17 protein-coding genes are annotated in these 17098 nt (G+C 33.3%); 3 read left to right on the forward strand and 14 right to left on the reverse strand.

Annotation, left to right across the window (positions count from 1 at the left end):
• Positions 1-152: 152 nt before the first annotated feature.
• Entirely contained in the window at positions 153-413 is a 261-nt protein-coding gene (locus tag ACM55G_RS10370) for a DUF2752 domain-containing protein (protein ID WP_416843979.1), read from the reverse strand.
• A 295-nt stretch (positions 414-708) separates the two neighbouring features.
• Here ACM55G_RS10370 and ACM55G_RS10375 point away from each other — a divergent pair, with 295 nt between their 5' ends.
• Complete coding sequence (locus tag ACM55G_RS10375) at positions 709-1260, forward strand: Smr/MutS family protein (RefSeq protein WP_416843851.1); 552 nt, start codon at positions 709-711, stop codon at positions 1258-1260.
• A 126-nt stretch (positions 1261-1386) separates the two neighbouring features.
• On the opposite strand, the gene ACM55G_RS10380 is transcribed toward ACM55G_RS10375, so the two are convergent.
• Positions 1387-2343 (reverse strand): hypothetical protein, encoded by a 957-nt coding sequence (locus ACM55G_RS10380; RefSeq protein ID WP_416843852.1) that lies wholly within the window; start codon positions 2341-2343, stop codon positions 1387-1389.
• A gap of 191 nt (positions 2344-2534) precedes the next feature.
• On the opposite strand from ACM55G_RS10380, the gene ACM55G_RS10385 reads away from it, so the two are divergent.
• Positions 2535-3455, forward strand: a complete 921-nt coding sequence (locus ACM55G_RS10385; protein WP_416843853.1) for an EamA family transporter — start codon at positions 2535-2537, stop codon at positions 3453-3455.
• Between the two features lie 17 nt (positions 3456-3472).
• A complete protein-coding gene (locus ACM55G_RS10390) occupies positions 3473-4597 on the forward strand; it encodes a cysteine desulfurase family protein (protein WP_416843854.1) in 1125 nt (374 codons plus the stop codon).
• A gap of 269 nt (positions 4598-4866) precedes the next feature.
• On the opposite strand, the gene ACM55G_RS10395 is transcribed toward ACM55G_RS10390, so the two are convergent.
• From ACM55G_RS10395 to ACM55G_RS10450, 12 genes are all read right to left on the reverse strand, one after another.
• Positions 4867-7083 carry a glycosyltransferase gene (locus ACM55G_RS10395; RefSeq protein ID WP_416843855.1) on the reverse strand — a complete coding sequence of 739 codons (2217 nt, stop codon included), beginning with the start codon at positions 7081-7083 and terminating at the stop codon, positions 4867-4869.
• 9 nt (positions 7084-7092) lie between these two features.
• Positions 7093-8130, reverse strand: a complete 1038-nt coding sequence (locus ACM55G_RS10400) for a glycoside hydrolase family 130 protein (RefSeq protein WP_416843856.1) — start codon at positions 8128-8130, stop codon at positions 7093-7095.
• A gap of 45 nt (positions 8131-8175) precedes the next feature.
• Positions 8176-9153, reverse strand: coding sequence for an MlaD family protein (locus ACM55G_RS10405; protein ID WP_416843857.1), 978 nt, complete (start codon positions 9151-9153; stop codon positions 8176-8178).
• An 8-nt stretch (positions 9154-9161) separates the two neighbouring features.
• Positions 9162-9914: an ABC transporter ATP-binding protein gene (locus tag ACM55G_RS10410; RefSeq protein WP_416843858.1), complete on the reverse strand. Its 753-nt coding sequence runs from the start codon at positions 9912-9914 to the stop codon at positions 9162-9164.
• A gap of 6 nt (positions 9915-9920) precedes the next feature.
• Positions 9921-10703 (reverse strand): MlaE family ABC transporter permease, encoded by a 783-nt coding sequence (locus ACM55G_RS10415; RefSeq protein ID WP_416843859.1) that lies wholly within the window; start codon positions 10701-10703, stop codon positions 9921-9923.
• Positions 10704-11066: 363 nt separating this feature from the next.
• The gene (locus ACM55G_RS10420) at positions 11067-11360 is read right to left on the reverse strand and encodes a chaperone modulator CbpM (RefSeq protein WP_416843860.1); all 294 of its coding nucleotides are present in this window, start codon (positions 11358-11360) and stop codon (positions 11067-11069) included.
• Positions 11357-12259 carry a DnaJ C-terminal domain-containing protein gene (locus tag ACM55G_RS10425; RefSeq protein ID WP_416843861.1) on the reverse strand — a complete coding sequence of 301 codons (903 nt, stop codon included), beginning with the start codon at positions 12257-12259 and terminating at the stop codon, positions 11357-11359. The genes ACM55G_RS10420 and ACM55G_RS10425 overlap by 4 nt, the downstream gene beginning before the upstream one ends.
• A 323-nt stretch (positions 12260-12582) precedes the next feature.
• Positions 12583-13161, reverse strand: a complete 579-nt coding sequence (locus tag ACM55G_RS10430; protein WP_416843862.1) for a YceI family protein — start codon at positions 13159-13161, stop codon at positions 12583-12585.
• A 77-nt stretch (positions 13162-13238) separates the two neighbouring features.
• Complete coding sequence (locus ACM55G_RS10435; protein ID WP_416843863.1) at positions 13239-14300, reverse strand: reverse transcriptase domain-containing protein; 1062 nt, start codon at positions 14298-14300, stop codon at positions 13239-13241.
• 185 nt (positions 14301-14485) lie between these two features.
• Positions 14486-14611 carry a hypothetical protein gene (locus ACM55G_RS10440; protein WP_416843864.1) on the reverse strand — a complete coding sequence of 42 codons (126 nt, stop codon included), beginning with the start codon at positions 14609-14611 and terminating at the stop codon, positions 14486-14488.
• A 179-nt stretch (positions 14612-14790) separates the two neighbouring features.
• Positions 14791-15948 (reverse strand): phospholipase D-like domain-containing protein, encoded by a 1158-nt coding sequence (locus ACM55G_RS10445; RefSeq protein ID WP_416843865.1) that lies wholly within the window; start codon positions 15946-15948, stop codon positions 14791-14793.
• Positions 15935-17038: a site-2 protease family protein gene (locus ACM55G_RS10450; protein WP_416843866.1), complete on the reverse strand. Its 1104-nt coding sequence runs from the start codon at positions 17036-17038 to the stop codon at positions 15935-15937. Before ACM55G_RS10450 ends, ACM55G_RS10445 begins: the two co-directional genes overlap by 14 nt.
• Between the last annotated feature and the right edge of the window lie 60 nt (positions 17039-17098).

The raw sequence follows: 17098 nt of genomic DNA on the forward strand, positions 1-17098 counted from the left end.
ATAATTTGTAGCCAAATTAATCGGAGTAGTCATATCTCGATTTTTATGACTTAGTGAGAATTTAAATGGTTTACTTTATTGGTTGCTTATTTTTAGAATTCAAAACCGATTTTTTGATTTGCGACTCTCTAATTTAGAAACACAATCATCGCTTAATAGTGTTTGTAAAAATAACCAAAAATCATAAATAGTCCATTGATGATTGCTATTCCAATAATGTATTTTTGATAATTATTTCGTTTGTCAATAAAATTTAAACCAACAATTGCCAGAAATAATAACGATGTATAAATGGCGGGATACATCTTAAAAGCTGCTAGAAAATTACATTGTAAAAGAAGCAAAAAACCTCTCTGAAAACCACAGCCCAAACACTCCACGCCAAAGAGTATTTTGCTTAAACAGGGGAACATGTATTTTTCTAAATCCAATGGTTTTTGTTTTTACAATTTTACGAAAAAATAAGAAACGATTGAGATAATAAATTGATGCAATTTTAAATTCATTACTTTTGGAAACTGATACCTTAAGAGATGAAAAAGTTTTTAATTCCCATAATGATTATTGCAATCATTGTAGCTTTATACGAGCAAGTAAAGACAGATAAAAACATATGTGTAATGGTAGTGGCAATTGCTATTTTTATGTTTGGAATGATGCAATTGAGTGCCAAGATACCGAGTAAAAATCAAGATAAAGAAGATGAAAATGTTTAATAAAGGAGATAAAGTTTCAGTGCTTGATGAAGCCATGAACGGAGTAGTGTTGTCAATCAAAGATGACCAAGTTACAATCGAAACAGAGGATGGCTTTACGATGACGTTTTCTGTCAACGAGTTGCTTAAGATAAACGATTCCAGTAATTTAATGGATTCTATTAGAAGAATTAATGTAGATGAAATTTCGAAGGAGAAAGAAATTCCAAAACCGCGAAGTTTTGTCAAAGAACGTAAAGATAAGTACGAGATTTCAGCTCCGGAGTTTGATTTGCACATCGAAAAATTAGTTCCTAATAAACGTGGTATGTCCAATTATGACATTTTAACCTTGCAAACCGATACCGCAAAACGACACATAGAATTTGCCATTCGCAATCGGATTCCAAAGATTGTTTTTATTCATGGTGTGGGCGAAGGAATCCTAAAAGCAGAGCTGGATTTTTTATTAGGGCGTTATGATAATATTGCTTTTCAAGAAGGTAATTATCAAAAATATGGTCAAGGAGCAACGGAAGTGTTTATAAAACAAAGCACCAAATAACCCGTTTTAGATCTTTTAAAGCACAAAAAAAGCGTCAATTCTAAGCTATTTTCAATTGAAAATTATCTTGAGAATCGACGCTTTTTGAGTATATAAACAAGCCTGATTTTAGGGTTGTAATTGCGTTTAATTTGTAGTTAAAAGTTCGCCATAAATGAAGCGGTCTCCAAGCTTAAAATCGTTAGTTCCTTTCTTCATAGTAACATTTTTAAGCACGATGACATGTTTAAATCCCGCACCTAAAGTAGTTGTTGTTACTTCAATAATTCCACTCACATTTGAAACTCCTGAGGCCGCAATCCACTCTTCACTTACAACTGGAATTGTAGGAATTGTAGTGGTACAGAAATAGCTTGAAGTAAGTAAACCTGAAAATAATCGATACGTAATTTTGTTAACTGTAGCACCTATAAGTCCAGTTCTTGGAGTGTTTAGAGGCGTGGCTGAACTTGTAATTAGAGCTGGATCGATGTCTAATATCAGCGCTTCGCTACTGGTATAATTATAAATTTGTTTCGAAGCGCTGCATTGTTCTACAGTTTGATCAAACTGAAAAGGCAATGCAGTTGCTGTAGTAACATAGTCTCCAAAAGGGAATGTTTCATAAACCTGAGTACCGCTACTTTTTGCAAAAGTGACATTTTTGAAAACGATATTGTGATTGTAGCCTGTAATGCGGGTACTGTTATCAGTAGTATTTATAGTTTTAACAGCGGTAGTAAATATTTGTATTTTACCAGCAGTAGCAGTCCATTGATCCGTTACAATAGGCGTTACGGGCGGAATAGTTTCACAAATGTTAGCTGATGATACTGTTCCGTTATAAAAACGATAAACAACTCTATTGGCACTACTAATGTTTAATATAGTCGGTTGGCCCACTATATTGGGTTCATTTGTAAAGATTGTTTTAGGGATTTCCAGTAGTAATGATTCCTTATCTTTCAGTTTATAGATAATATTATTGATACTGCAGCTCTGTGTAGCAATGTCTTCAAAATTAATGTCTTCTTGGGTTAAATTACCGTCATCACAACCATTTAATAACAGTACTATGGCTAATAAACTTACAACTCTTTTCATTTTTATACTATTTGAAACAAAAATAGAATTTTTAATTTGTTCCAATTACATTCCTATTCAAAAACATAGAATTTAACAGGATATTAGGCTTTTAAATTCCAATAAAGGCTGTTGAAGCTTTATTAAAATGGAGGATTACAACAATTCAATGCGAATAGAAATCATTACCTTTGCTTCAATTTATAGCATATATGAGACTTAACAAATATTATTTAGCCGCTTTTTCCGCCTTTTTTGTATGGGGTTTTTTTAGTTTAGCATTAAAACCGTTGCGTAATTACCCGTCTTTGGATATTTTATTTTACCGAGTTTTTTTTAGCGTTGTTACCATGCTGTTGATTAATCTTTCCTTTCGAAGAAAAGTTTTAAAAAAGAATTGGAATCAGTTCAAAAATATGGATGCAAAACAAAAAAGGAGTGTTAGTGTTTTGACGCTTGGAGGCGGGATATTTTTATCTTCAAACTGGTTTGTTTTTATTTATGTAATGAATCATATAAGTGTAAAAGCAGCATCGTTGGCCTATTTAATATGTCCCATTTTAACCACGATATTGGCTTTTTTAATTTTAAAAGAAAAACTGAATAAGTGGCAGTGGATTGCAGTCATGATTAGTGCTTTTAGTTGTATTTTATTATCATTCAATCATTTTGAGGACATTTTATATAGTCTTATCACTGCAGCGACTTATGCGATGTATTTAGTGAGTCAACGAAAGAATAGTGGATTGGATAAATTTCTTGTTTTGACTATTCAGTTGGTTTTTACTGCCCTAATTCTCTTGCCCTTTTATCCAAATTATAGTGGTGCTTTGCCTACAGAACCATTGTTTTATAGTTGTTTGTTAGTCATCGTAATCTTTTTTACGATTATTCCTCTATTTTTAAATTTGTATGCACTAAAAGGAATAAGCTCCTCAGCGGTAGGAATTATGATTTATATTAATCCCATTATCGGTTTTTTATTGGCCATATTCTATTATAATGAGCAGGTAACTAACCTTCAATTGTTTTCCTATTTTCTGATTTTAGTTTCAATAGTTGTTTTTAATGAGAAACTGATCTTTTCCAGAAAATTAAAAGCGGTACCATCAGAAATGGAAGCTTCAAAATAATTTTATAATCCTAAAAAATGAAAAAAGTATATCTCGATAACGCTTCTACAACAGCAATTCGTCCAGAAGTTATTCAAGAAATGACTAAAGTTATGGCCGAAGATTATGGAAATCCATCCTCAACCCATAGTTTTGGCCGTAATGCCAAAAGTATTTTAGAGCTTTCCAGAAAGTCAATTGCAAAACAATTGAATGGTACCGCGCAAGAAATAATCTTCACTTCCTGTGGTACCGAGGCTAATAATTGGATTCTTCGATCTGCTGTTAAAGACCTAAAAGTGGAGCGAATCATTACCAGTAAAATCGAGCATCACGCCGTTTTATATTCGATTTTAGTTTTGCAAAGCGAATACGGAATTCAGGTTGATTATGTGGCTGTCAAGCCAAATGGCGAAATTGACATCACTGATTTAGTAGAACTGCTTTCTCAGGAAAAGAAAACGTTGGTAAGCCTGATGCATGTGAATAATGAAACTGGAACCATTTTAGATTTGGATAAAGTAGGACTTATTTGCCAAGAACACAATGTCTTGTTTCATTCGGATACTGTGCAGTCCGTTGGAAAAACGGCAATTGATTTGCAAGATATGCCTATAAATTTTATTGTAGCAAGCGCTCATAAATTTCACGGTCCCAAAGGGGTTGGGTTTGCTTTTATTCGAAAAAACTCCGGTTTGCAACCTTTATTTTTTGGTGGCGAACAAGAAAAAGGATTGCGGGCAGGAACGGAAGCTTTACACCAAATTGCCGGGATGGCAAAAGCGCTGGAGCTTTCTTATGCTAATTTAGAAACAGAAAGGAATCAGATTTCGGAATTGAAAAACTATTTGATTACCCAACTCGAAATTGAATTTCCAACTTTTGTAATAAACGGAAGCGTTGATGGATTTTATAATATATTGAATGTTTTATTGCCTTTTTCAGAAGATAAAACGGCGATGATATTATTCCATTTAGATATGAAAGGAATTGCAGTTTCTCGCGGAAGCGCCTGTCAAAGCGGAAGCATAAAACCCTCGCACGTATTAGCGGAAATGCTTTCTAATGAAGATTTGAAAAAACCAAGTTTACGTATTTCCTTAAGTCATTATAACACCAAAGAGGATATTAATTTGCTTATTGAAGCATTGAAAAGTATTTAAAAAGTACTTATAAATAGACAAAAAGATGTGTTCAGAATTTGTTTATTTAGAAGGCTTAATTTATAATTTAGCACTTTTTGCGTGAGTGATGGTAGTGGAGCTCTTTTTCTAGAGGCTTTTTTGCCTCTAGAAAAAAGCGGGAACGTACAGCACGACCCGAAAGTTTTTACGAAGGGGCACGCCCCAATTAATATGCTGTTGTTTATAGAATTAAGTCATTGGTAATTGTTGTTTTCCAAATAGAAACCCAAGAATAAAATTTGTTAATTCTAGGAATATTTTTCCATAATTAATCTCGCTTTGAAATAGCATAAGGTAGATTCCGCACCTTGATTGATGTTGATGTGTTTATCCTCTAAGCCATCATAGGAAGCACCATTTTCAGAATTATACATGATTTGTTTGAGATGATTGTTGCCTAAAAACCAGATAAAAGCGAGTTTTAATTGGTCTTTGTATTTTTTATTTTTGGTTACATCATAAAATAAATCCAATGCAATAATTGTGGTGGCTACTTCGATAGGTTGTTCTCCATAGAAAACTCTTTCATTTTCTTTCTTGAACCAACCTCTATTTGAAATTACTTTTAACTGTCCTTTCATAAAATAATGAGAAAGGAGAAAATCAAATGTGATAAGCGCAATTTTTTTATATTTAGAATTTTTTGTAACTAAATAACTGTACATCATAGCTTCGGGCAATACATTATTGGCATAAGTCATATAATCTTCATACCAACACCAGTTTTCTGCTGAATTGATTTGATAATGACGCAACAGTTCATCAGCAAATTTTTCTATATTCTGCCTTATAGCTTCTTCTTTGTAAGCTGTATAATAGAGGTACAAACCTTTCAAAGCATAGGCAATGGCTCTTGGGGATTTAATGTCGTCAATTCTTTGGATTGCTTTATTCCAACATTTTTCTGCCCGTAAAATCATCTCTACAGGTACCGATTCTCTATGTGCAATTACGGTTCCCAAGCTCCATAAAGCTCTCCCGTTTGCATCTTCAAGATTTACTGCTTCATTTTGTTTCGTTAATTGAAGATCAAAGTCTTTGTAATTATTAAACCAGCCATTATTTTGTTGAATACCTTCTATAAAACTTAAATAGATACTTGCTAATTCTAAAGTTTTATTGTTTTGGAAAGCGTTGTTATACAGTACCATATTGATTAACGCTCTGGCATTATCATCTAATGTATAGCCAGATTCCGGATCGGGCTGGCTGAATTTTGAAAATTGAAGTATTCCAAAAGCAGTGGTGAGTTTCTCAATATGGTCTAGTTTTATTGGCGGAAAATTAAACTTTAAATCTTCTTCTCGATTCGTCAATTGGTCAAATAATAGCCGGTATTGAATAGCAATATTCTCCCATGTTGTGGAATGCGCCAATGTAAATGCATTTTTGCCCATGGCAATCCGTTCCTCTTTATTTTCGATAAGATGCAAAATTGCTTTTTCGAATTCTTTTGATTTATCAAATCCATTCAATAATATTCCGTTACCATTTACAAGAGATTCAACAGCGTGTGGTATTGGAGTAGAAATGACGGCACAACCACAGCTCATCGCATAAGCAAAAGTTCCACTGACAGCTTGATTGGGGTCTTTAGAAGAAAATAAATAGATATCTGATACCGTTAAATATTCCAGTAATTGCCACAATTGAAGATATTCATTGATAAAAATAACATTATTTTCTAAACGGAGTTCATGGACAATACCAGTAAGGATATCCCGATATTTTTCCCCTTCACAACAAATTATTTCAGGATGCGTTTTGCCAATTACTAAATAAATGACTTCGGGATGTTTCTTGACAATTTCCGGCAAAGCACGTAATACGGTTTCGATGCCTTTATTTTTACTGATTAAACCAAATGTGGACATCACTATTTTGTCGGAGAAATCATATTTGTTTTTCAATTCCTCTTTTTGTTCCCATAGTACAGTATGATTGCCATGCGGAATTACGATTGTTTTCATTTTAGGCAATTCGTAATCTCTAGTCAAAATTGTTTCTGAATTTTTGGTAAGCACAATAATTCGATCAGATAAATCAGCTATGGCATGAACAATTTTCTTTCTTTTTTCATCTGGGTTTGGGAGTACAGTATGAAAAACGGTAACTATTGGTTTGTTTAGCGCTAATATAAAAGAGAGGATATAATCGCCAAAATCACCCCTAAAAAGGCCAAATTCATGTTGAATACAAACTAAACCAATGTCATTTCGTTCGTTTATTTTCTCTGCAACCAGCCTATAATGTTCTAATGAATCAACAGGTAAAATATAGGTTACTTCAGAATTATAGGAGAAGTTTTGGTCACTATTTTGCAAAGCACAAACTTCAACAGGAAGTGTTTCCCCAAAAACAATTTTCACAGCATTTACAATGTCATTAGAAAAAGTCGCTATTCCGCATTCTCTTGGAGAATAGGAACTTATAAGTAGCATTTTTATTACTTTTTCAAATTTCATGGCGTTTCTTTAAGGTTGCTTTCTTAATTCAAGAAGCAATTCGTTGATATTCATTTTAGCAACGGCAATATGTTTGTCAGCTGCACCATAGTATATGTAAAGCTCATTTCCAAACAATGCATAACCGGTTGGGAATACAACATCGTTGTCTTCTCCTTCTATTTCCCATTGTTTAGTAGGAGAGAAGAGCGGATAGGGAAGTCTGGATATTTCAATTTCAGGTTTTTCTAAATGCAATAAAGCAGCCTTAGCATGATAGATCTTGCCCGTTGTCGTTTCGTGTACCCCATGATAAATTAGCAACCATCCGTCAGGAGTTTCTATTGGTGGCACTCCAGCTCCTATGTAACTCATTTCGTAACCATCTTTCGGATCTAAAACAATATGATCTGTTAAATTCTTCAGATAATTTTCCCAAAAGATTAAAGTTAAATCTTTCCAGTTGTTAAACTTTACAATTTGGATACCTGGCCAAATTCTATGCAAAAGGATAAATTGTCCATTTATTTTCCTGGGAAACAGTACCACATCTTTATCGCGTAACAAGCGGGTTTCATCGCTTTCCAGTCCTATTTGTGCAAAAAGATTATAATATTGATGGTATTTTGGGTTTAGCTTACTCTCATTACACAAATTTACATGGCTTTCATATTCCTGATAGTTAACCGGAGGAGTAATTATGCCGTGTTTTTCAAAATGAATCAAATCTTTTGAAGTAGCGAGTGCTCCCAAAGCGTTGACACCGTCATAAGCTGTGTAAGTTATATAATACGTATCTTCAATTTTTACAATTCGGGGGTCTTCAACTCCTTGTTTCTCATAATCATAATCCTGCATAATGATTGGTTTTTCGGATCTTTCAACTATTTTTATCGGACCTTCTGTTCTGGCGTATCCAATGGTAGAGAAATTGCCGCTTTGTACCGCTCTGTATAAAATATGTACTGTATTTCCATCTTGATAAATACCAGGGTTTAAAACTCCTGTACTTTCAAAATTTCTTTCAGTTGGGCTTAGTATAATACCAAGTTTTTCTATAGTAACCATGACCTGATTTTTTGTAATTTCTTTCTTCGATACGGATTCAAACTTCTATTTTTTCTGCTCTTTCAATTTTGCTTTTTCCTGTTTTTTAAAATAACCTCTAAATAAAAAATTGTGCCTCAAAGCTTTCATATTTTCATTTAACAACGAACTGGCTTGGTTGATATTAGTCATTGTAGAATCTATTTTTTGTACTAGTTTTGGGTCATTAGAAAGGTAATTTAGGGCCCCTTTTCCGTTTTTTATATTTGCAATTGTCGTGTTGAGATTGGTTACCATTTTATTTATATCGGTACTTGATTTATCTAAATTTTGGACTACAGTTTTAATATTATTAGCTACGGCCGTGTCTTTCAAAACCCCTATTACATTGTCTTTGTTGTCCAAGGAAGAAATGAGTCGGTTTAATTTTGTTACAGACTCTGTAGTCCCTTTTCCTGTAATTTTTAAATAATGCACGGTTTCTTTCAGATCTGTTGCCAAGATGGAATCTTTAATTAATAAACCTATAGTTCCTTTTCCTTCAGTGATTCCCTTTGTGATTTTAAGTAAATCAGACGTAAGAAGTGCTGCATTTTTATTAGTCACACCAAGTGTATTGAGCATATCATCCGTTCGAATACGACTTACAGAATGAATTTCATCTCCAGGAGCTATAGAAGCTTGAGTCCCTTTTCCAGGAATAATATTTATGATCATATTTCCCACTAAGCCATCAGAGCCTATAGTGGCAATAGCATTTTTTCGAATGTGAGGAAAAATGGCTTTATCAATGAGCATGTCCACTTTTATGGTAGAATCATTAATCATTTCTATGGCACGAACCGTTCCGACATTTATTCCTGAATAACGCACATTATTTCCTAATTGTAAACCGCTCACGTTATTGAAAATCGCATTTAAATGATTTGTGTTTCCAAACATTTTTTGCTTATCGCCAATAAAATAGACGGCCAATATAAACAATACTAACCCGATTACTACAAAAAGTCCAAGACGCATTTTTTGAGATGTCGTTTTTTCCATTTTTATTCTTATTTAAAGAAGGCTTGTACTTTAGGATCAGTTGAGATTGATAATTCCTCAAATGTGCCTTCGATATAATTGATGCCATCGACTAATAAAATCATTCTGTTCGAAATCATTCTGGCACAATCCACATCATGGGTTATAATTATTGCCGAAGTGTTGTATTTTTTCTGGATAGAAATCATCAATAGCAAAATCTCCTTTGCGGTTATAGGATCTAATCCAGTAGTGGGTTCATCATAAAGAATAATTTTGGGTTGGAGAATTAAAGTTCTTGCCAAAGCAATCCTTCGTTTCATTCCTCCCGAAAGCTCTTCGGGCATTAAATTAACGGTTTGGGCTAAACCTACGTTTTCTAATGCTTCCATTACCAATGGTGTGGTGTCTTTTATTTTTCCGAATTTTTTTTTGTGACGGCGCAATGGGAATTCAAGATTTTCCCTAACGGTCATGGAATCATAAAGTGCGCTTCCTTGAAAAAGAAAGCCAACTTCTGTTCGAAGTTCGTCTAATTCCTCGTGGTCGAGTTCATTAATATCTTTTCCCATCACTGCGATAGAGCCAGTGTCATGCTCTTCCAAACCAATTAGGCATTTTATCATTACTGATTTACCGGAACCAGATTTTCCCATGATAACCAGATTTTCGCCTTCGTATAAAACCATATGAAAACCATCCAAAACATGATTATCACCATAGCTTTTTCGTAAGTCTTTGATTTCTATGATAGGGTTTTTATTTTGTATTGGTGTAGTCATAATCAATTATAGATCATAAAAAATATCAGTAACAAAAACAGCAATAAAGTCAATAATAAAGAGTAGCATTGAGGTGAAAACTACCGCAGAGTTGGCCGCTAAGCCTACACCAGCAGTTCCTTTTTTACAATAATATCCCTTAAAACAGCCTACTAATCCTATGGCAAATCCAAAAAAGAAAGTTTTAATTGTTGCAGGTATTAAATCACCAAATTCCAATGCATCAAAAACTTGATTGTAATACAATAAAAAAGACACATTTCCTTTGATGTTTTCCACCAGAAAAGAACCGAAAATTGCGATAGTGTCTCCAAAAAAAACCAAAACAGGAAGCATAAAAGTGGTTGCTAAAATGCGAGTAACTACTAAATATTTAAATGGATTTGTTCCTGAAACTTCCATAGCATCAATTTGTTCCGTCACTCGCATAGAACCTAATTCTGCACCAATACCGGAACCGATGCGTCCGGCACAAATTAAAGCGGTAATTATAGGCCCAATTTCTCTAATAAGCGAAATACTCACCATGGACGGCATCCAAGAAACAGCCCCAAATTCCTGTAATGTAGGTCTTGATTGTAAAGTGAATACTAAACCAATGATAAACCCCGTAACGGAAACAAGTAGCAAAGAACGGTTTCCCATATAAAAGCATTGTCGAATAAATTCCTTGAATTCTGAAGGGTGCTTAAAAACTTCTTTAAAAAAACGACCTGCAAAATAGGATAGTTCACCAATTTCAAGTAAAAAACCTTTGAATATTTCGATTATTTTAGAAAAATTATCCATAAGCGGATGAATTATTTTTTTAACAGAAAATGGCTACCCAAATATACGATTATTTCACTGATTTACAGTGCTTTTAAGTGTTGTTCGTCTGTTTTTTTGATGGTTTTGTCGGGAAAAATAGATTTTAAAAAAAGGAAGGTAAATTTAGCTATTTATAGAGTGGTTATTTCTGTGATAAATTGGAATTTTATAAATGGGAGCCAGAAATGAATAGTACTAAATCAAGAAAAAAATGATTTAGAAAAAATTCTTATCTAATGAAATATATAAAAGAAATATAGTATTTATAAAGCATTGAAAATTTAATTCATACTTGTTTTTAAAAGCAGAATAGTGTTCTAGTTAAGTTCCTATATTTATAAATCAACTTTCGTACAACCGCAATCTGTTTTTAATGGTGATTAATTCATTTTGCAAATCTTCTATTTTTTGTAAAAGATTAAATACAACATCAATTCCTTCGATATTAACGTCTAATTCCTGATGCATTCGAATTATTTTTTCAATTTCGAAGATGGAGTCAGCATGAATATATTGAGTTTCTTCGATTGTTTTTATTTCGAGTAAACCCATTTCACTGAGATTATCAAAGAATGCTATTTCAACCTTATAATGGATACTTAATTTCGGTAATGGGATGAGGTTTTCTATGTTCATATCGTTCTTAACTTAGCCAGTTCCGTAAATAATTCTTTTTCTTTTTCACTAAGGTTTATGGGTATTTGTATCTGATACGTAATGTATAAATCACCCAATTCCCCTTCTTTTTTATAAATAGGAAATCCTTTCCTTTTTAGTTTTACTTTAGTTCCGTTTTGGGTTCCGGGTTTTATCGTAAGTTTTACTTTTCCATCAAATGTATCTGCGGTGATTTCGCCACCTAATACGGCGGTGTATAAATCTAAATCCACTGTAGAATATAAATTGTGTTTATCGAGTTTAAAATTAGTGTGATTTTCAACAGTGAAAGTGATATACAAATCCCCTTTTGGCCCGCCGCCGGAACCTTCTCCTCCAAGTCCGCTAATTTTTATTTGCTGACCATTCTCCACTCCGGCAGGAATAGTAATTCGGATATTTTTACCATTGATTGTTAAGGTTCGCTTGTGCGTCTTGTAAACTTCTTTTAGGTCCAGATGCAATTCAGTACTGAAATCTTGTCCTTTATATTGGGCACTACGACGTCGACCTCCACCTCCCGAAGGACGACCACCAAACATAGATTCAAAAAAATCTGAAAAATCGCCACCACCGCTAAATCCTCCAGAACCATCTTGGTGCCCGCCTCTCGAATAGTTTCCTTGTTGTTTTGCTTGTTCATATTGCTCAGCATGTTGCCAGTTTTCACCGTACTCATCATATTTTTTACGATTCTCAGCATGACTCAAAACCTCATTGGCCTCATTGATTTCTTTGAATTTTCTTTCGGCTTCCTTATCGTTTGGATTTAAGTCGGGATGGTATTTTCGGGCCATTTTACGATAGGCCTTTTTAATATCGGCTTCGATTGCTTTTTTATCCACTTCTAGGATTTTGTAATAGTCTATAAATGCCATCGGGAATTGTTTTTATAATTAGCATTGTTGGAATTATCAAATCTGTAGTTAACAGTTTACAATTGATCTGTGAATTGTTTTTTAGCACACTTTCTATTAGAAAGAAATTTTTCTAATAGGAACTAATTACAAAAAAAACACCGTGTGAATGGATTATTTATACTATCAAATTTAAGGATTTTTTTTGTTGTTATATAAGTATTAAGTCCTTATTATGAATGAATTAGTGCTAAAAAAGTCACCGTTTTTAGGACTGTTTTTCATAAGGAAATTGTTTGTCTAACTAAAGTCTTGGCAAGTTTTCTACAATTGATTATAAAAGATTATTGCTTGATGAATTCACTATCAGCTTTAATTTTTACTTCATTACTAATCATCGGTGCAGGAAATTTTGTACCAATATCAAAATCAGAACGTTTTAGAATTCCACTAAACTGAAATCCGGCTGTAATTGCTTTTGATTGTGGGTTTACTATAGTTCCACGATACCACATATTAAGAGTAACCGGCTTGGTAATTCCATGTAATGTGAGGTTGCCTATTAGTTTGTATTTACCTTTTTCTTTTCCGAATTTTTTTATGGAAGTACTTTTAAAAGTCATTTTTGGATATTTTTCAACTTCAAAGAATTCAGCACTTCGTAAATGATTATCCCGCATTTCCACTTCAGTGTTGATGGATGCTACTTCAGTAGAAAGTTCAAAAGTGGCATCACTAAAATCAGTTTTGTTAGCTGCAGCAGTTATCTCAAATATTTTGAATAATCCAGCAATATCAGAAATGCCATGATGCACGGTGCTAAATGTTAGTTTTGAATGCATTGGGTCTGCCTTCCAGGTTGTTTGTGCACATAGAAAAGTAGCGTAAAACAAGGTTACGATAAGTACGGTTATTTTTTTCATGCCATATAAATTTTAAAGTTAGTTTATTTAAAAAGCTCCCTTAGAAGCTTTAAATTTTATGACTAGTATGGTTCCTGTTATATTGCTAATAATTCATTTTCCATTGTTTTTAAATCTTGTTTCTTTTTTAAGTCAATAAGAGTGGATTTGTAGCCTATAAATTCCACGTCTTTTGGATTTATTTGCAGCACAAAATTTATTTTCCCCAATAGGTGTTCCAGATAATTTTTTTGGTCAATCTCTTTGTATTCTCGGTGTTCCTCAAAACCAAATTTATTGATGTAATACATGACCTGTCTTAAATCATTACGTTTATGAAATGCGACTTGCGGTTTTTCATTGACCACAATGCCAGTAACTGTTTGGCGAACGTTAGGCGTCATCAGTTTTGTTTTGTTTTTATTGATACGAAGATTTAATTTCTCAACAGTTTCAGTTACTTTGTCAAGTAGCTTTTTCTCATCAAAATCTCCGGAAAAACTCAAATCGTCTGCATACCGGGTGTATCTTATTTTGTGCTGGATGCAATAATCAGAAATGACCCCATCGGCTTCTTTAAAAATCAAATTCGAAAGATACGGACTCGTTGGGGCACCTTGTGGCAAACTTCCGTCACGGATGCATAATTTTGAAAGCAGTTTCGAGACCATTTTGGAATATCCTAATTCAAGAAATTCTTTTTCAACCGATTCAAAACCAATAGAAGGAAAGAAATCCTCTAAATCGAGCGTGAAAACTTTGGGCTGATTTTTATGGAATCTAAGGTTTTCAAGCATACTAACATTGGGTTTATACGCTTTTGCAAAAGGGCTAACGGGTACTTTATAAAGGATGTTTCTGAGAATCCAGATTTGGATTTCTTTCAAGCTGGGAAGTGGTTCAGAAATAAGTCGTTTGCTGCCATTTTTTTTTAAAATCTCAAAATCCCGATAATAACGTTTGGGATAAAGAGTCGCTTTTTTTAGAAATTCTTTTTTGTATCCAATCAGAAGGGATAAATGAGTTGCATTATAAATGACAGGAATATCATGTGCAAATAAAACTTCAGCATAGTCCAGACAGCGTTGAATATTCTGTTCTAAATAGCCTTTTTTATGGGCATCGTGCGTAAAGTCTTTTTTATATTGAATAAAATCCATAAGGTTAAAATCATTAATGGAGTAGGGACCTTTATGTCCCTAACCCCAATTAAGAATACCGGTTTAAAAATTCGGAGCTCTGCGGAGAATCTTTTGAACCTGGTGCTTGAAAGAACATTCAATTACAGAACAGTGACTCACGGTTCCGTCGCTAACCTGGGTTAACAAATTATTTGAGAAATAATCTAGAAGAATAATTCATCCTGACTAGGAAGAAATAGTGTTTTTCGGTTTAATTTCGGGATTTTACTCTCGATATCTTTTTGAATCCATTCCTCTTTTTTTTTAGTTTTTATCCGATGTGGTTCCATATTTTTAAATTCTAAAGTTGTATTTTAAAAATTCATAAAACGCTTGTTTTTAATGCTTTAAAGGTATTGTAATCAATCATAAAATTACAAAAATTATTTAATTAACTACTATTTTTTTTAACACTATTTTATGGGACTAAAAGAACTTTTTTATATTTTGAGTACATTTCTAATAATATTTATGAATTATAGAAACGTTTATAGGGCGTATATGTGATAATGAGTTCTATTATCCGGGTAATACCATAGGATAGCAGATTGATGAATTTTGTAAATACATTGGTTTTCATTTTCAGAGATTCTAGAGTTATTCTTTGGCATTGCTCAATAATTTCCTCGAGGTGTGTTTGATACATTTTAGAAAATTCATCTGAAATTATTTCAATATTCATTTCGAGACTTCCGTACGAACTCAAATTATTCAGGTTAAAAGAACCTATTGTAGTCCAATATCCGTCAATAACCGCTGTTTTTCCATGTAAAATAGATTTGTCCCATTCGTACAATTCGATGTTATAATCAAGCAGTTTGCCATAAAGAAAACAAGTTGCGCGTCTGGTCAAAGGAAGATCTGAAATTCCGGATAGAATTAATTTGATTTTCACATTGTTTTTGGAAGCTTTTTTCAAAGCCTGAATGATTCGTATCCCAGGAAGAAAATAACTGCCTACTATAATTATTTCTTTTTTTGCATTCCGAATGGATTTAATATACGCATCACAAATTTCATTTTTTCTTTTTAACCAGTCATTCTGAATGATGCGTACCAAAGCATCTTCCTGAATATGAAATGCTGATTTTATTTCTTTGTTTTGAAAACGTCTTTTCTTAAAATAAATAGCAATACATTGTTTGTGAAGCGGTTCGGCAATTGTACCACTTATTTGAACGGCATAGTCCAGCCAAGGCGCTTCCATTGGCGTGCCACAGTATTTATCTGCTATGTTGATCCCGCCAATTAGAGCAATTTTTGCATCAGCAACAACTACTTTTCGGTGTAATCTTCTGCCAAGATAATAGGTGTATGCTGAAAATAAAGGAGCAAAAAAGCGAATGTTTATTCCGCTTTTTCTCATTTCAGTTATAGTTTCAGATGGAAATGACAAGGAGCCCAATCCATCCAAAAGGATATAAATTTTAACATGGCGCAAAGCTGCTTCTTTTAATACAGTAATAATTCTTCGTCCAGTTGTATCATCTTCAAAAAGATACATTTGGATGTGGATTTCAAATTGAGAATTACGGATAATAGTTTCTAATCGAGAAAAATAATCTTCACCACCGTAAACAAACGCTAGGCTTTTAGGAGCAGTAAAGGCATTATTACTTTTCGTCATGGGCTTTATTTATTTTGACCTCATTAATTAAAATGAATTCCATAAGATTTTCTATATCCAAAGTTCCTGCTAGTTTATTATTTTCCATAACCAGCATTAATGTTGATTTATTCTCTTGTATTAGCTCAAAAACGTTTTCTAAAAGAGAATCACTGTCTAGAAAAATCAAATTTCGGTCCATGACATTATAAATGAATTCGTCATCTCCTTTTTTTGATAGTGCCATTATAATTTGGTCACGATTAAGTGTGCCAACAGCAATATCATTTTCAGTAATCAAAAATTTTTTGTTTTGGCTGTCTAAAATCAATTTTACTGCTTTTTTTACTTTTTCATTGGCATCAATTTTTTGATAATCTTTCATTATGACATCATGAATTTTAAAACCTTTCAATATGAATTTCGATTCGGTATTATCGGCTTCAATTTGAGCTGCTATAATAACAAATATACCTATAAAGATCAAAAAAGGGGAGGTGAAAAAACCAAAAAAAATAAAAGCCAATGCTAAAATTTGACCTATTCTAGCTGAGATTCTTGTAGCAACATGACGTTGTAATTTAAAAGATAGCAGCGCACGTAAAACTCTGCCGCCATCCATAGGAAATGCTGGAATTAAATTGAAAAGTGCCAACCAAAAATTGACTAAAAAGAAATTGACTAAAAAATTATGAGCATTTACGCCGTTTGCTAATTCAGCCATCAATTTTTCGGAAGTATCCGGAATCGTAATAAAAAATCCTGTTATAAATGCTAAAGTGATATTTACCATAGGACCCGCTAAAGCAACTATTAATTCTTCCGATGGTTTTTCGGGGATTCGCTCTAATCGGGCTAAACCGCCAATAGGTAAAAGCGTGATGTCTTTGGTTAGTATATTATATTTTTTTGCTGCCAAGGCATGTCCCAGTTCGTGTAATAAAACAGTAATAAAAATGCATAGAATAAATGCAACGGACCATATTATTTGAATAGTATTGTGCCCTGATTTGTAGTTAATGAAAATGATAAATAGAATAAGCAAGGAAAAGCTCCAATGGATAAATATTCCGATACCTGCGACTTTTCCGAGTTTATAGGATCCTTTCATTTTTGAATTTTTTAAACACTATTGAAAATAGTATAATTTGAAAAAATAGGCAAGTAATAA

This window comes from Flavobacterium algoriphilum (assembly GCF_048158655.1).
Taxonomy (GTDB): domain Bacteria; phylum Bacteroidota; class Bacteroidia; order Flavobacteriales; family Flavobacteriaceae; genus Flavobacterium; species Flavobacterium algoriphilum.

What these genes read in the sequence shown, in the direction of transcription:
- ACM55G_RS10430 (WP_416843862.1), bottom strand. Translation starts at nt 13,161, where the DNA reads ATGAAAAAAATAACCGTACTTATCGTAACCTTGTTTTACGCTACTTTT.
- ACM55G_RS10420 (WP_416843860.1), bottom strand. Translation starts at nt 11,360, where the DNA reads ATGAACATAGAAAACCTCATCCCATTACCGAAATTAAGTATCCATTAT.
- ACM55G_RS10400 (WP_416843856.1), bottom strand. Translation starts at nt 8,130, where the DNA reads ATGGTTACTATAGAAAAACTTGGTATTATACTAAGCCCAACTGAAAGA.
- ACM55G_RS10450 (WP_416843866.1), bottom strand. Translation starts at nt 17,038, where the DNA reads ATGAAAGGATCCTATAAACTCGGAAAAGTCGCAGGTATCGGAATATTT.
- ACM55G_RS10380 (WP_416843852.1), bottom strand. Translation starts at nt 2,343, where the DNA reads ATGAAAAGAGTTGTAAGTTTATTAGCCATAGTACTGTTATTAAATGGT.
- ACM55G_RS10445 (WP_416843865.1), bottom strand. Translation starts at nt 15,948, where the DNA reads ATGACGAAAAGTAATAATGCCTTTACTGCTCCTAAAAGCCTAGCGTTT.
- ACM55G_RS10370 (WP_416843979.1), bottom strand. Translation starts at nt 413, where the DNA reads ATGTTCCCCTGTTTAAGCAAAATACTCTTTGGCGTGGAGTGTTTGGGC.
- ACM55G_RS10390 (WP_416843854.1), top strand. Translation starts at nt 3,473, where the DNA reads ATGAAAAAAGTATATCTCGATAACGCTTCTACAACAGCAATTCGTCCA.
- ACM55G_RS10415 (WP_416843859.1), bottom strand. Translation starts at nt 10,703, where the DNA reads ATGGATAATTTTTCTAAAATAATCGAAATATTCAAAGGTTTTTTACTT.
- ACM55G_RS10395 (WP_416843855.1), bottom strand. Translation starts at nt 7,083, where the DNA reads ATGAAATTTGAAAAAGTAATAAAAATGCTACTTATAAGTTCCTATTCT.
- ACM55G_RS10405 (WP_416843857.1), bottom strand. Translation starts at nt 9,153, where the DNA reads ATGGAAAAAACGACATCTCAAAAAATGCGTCTTGGACTTTTTGTAGTA.
- ACM55G_RS10410 (WP_416843858.1), bottom strand. Translation starts at nt 9,914, where the DNA reads ATGACTACACCAATACAAAATAAAAACCCTATCATAGAAATCAAAGAC.
- ACM55G_RS10440 (WP_416843864.1), bottom strand. Translation starts at nt 14,611, where the DNA reads ATGGAACCACATCGGATAAAAACTAAAAAAAAAGAGGAATGGATTCAA.
- ACM55G_RS10435 (WP_416843863.1), bottom strand. Translation starts at nt 14,300, where the DNA reads ATGGATTTTATTCAATATAAAAAAGACTTTACGCACGATGCCCATAAA.
- ACM55G_RS10375 (WP_416843851.1), top strand. Translation starts at nt 709, where the DNA reads ATGTTTAATAAAGGAGATAAAGTTTCAGTGCTTGATGAAGCCATGAAC.
- ACM55G_RS10425 (WP_416843861.1), bottom strand. Translation starts at nt 12,259, where the DNA reads ATGGCATTTATAGACTATTACAAAATCCTAGAAGTGGATAAAAAAGCA.
- ACM55G_RS10385 (WP_416843853.1), top strand. Translation starts at nt 2,535, where the DNA reads ATGAGACTTAACAAATATTATTTAGCCGCTTTTTCCGCCTTTTTTGTA.